The following is a 482-nucleotide window of genomic DNA, read 5'->3' on the forward strand; positions in this document are numbered from 1 at the left end:
ACTGATTCAAACGGTAACGACCTGTCTGCCAATGACACTGAAAACCTCGATGCTGTTGATGCTGAGCTAACAGTAGACTTAGTGATTGATGCGTCGAACCAAGGTGACATCACTGGTACGAGCCAGGATATTCCAGCTGGCGGCACGGTCACTCTAGTGATCACCGATATTGCGGGCACAGCAATTACCATCACCGATGTGGCTGTTAATGCAGATGGCACTTACTCTGTCGATAACGTTGACCTATCTACACTTGTGGATGGCGACATCACAGTTGTTGCAACCGCGACTGATTCAAACGGTAATGATTTATCGGCCAACGACACTGAAAACCTTGATGCCCTTTCAAGTAACATCACCGTCGATTTAGTCATCGATGGCGATAATAACGGTGACATCACTGGTACATCACAAGACATTCCAGCTGGCGGCACGGTCACTCTGGTTATCACCGATATTGCGGGCACTGCAATTACCATCAC

The 482-nt window shown here is 48.1% G+C and carries 1 protein-coding gene; it reads left to right on the forward strand.

What is annotated here, in order from left to right:
- A partial coding sequence (locus J8L86_RS21035; RefSeq protein ID WP_211031455.1) for a hypothetical protein occupies positions 1–482 on the forward strand: 482 nt, incomplete at both ends.

Source organism: Shewanella sp. MMG014 (genome assembly GCF_018100775.1).
In the GTDB taxonomy this organism is placed as follows: Bacteria; Pseudomonadota; Gammaproteobacteria; order Enterobacterales; family Shewanellaceae; genus Shewanella; species Shewanella japonica.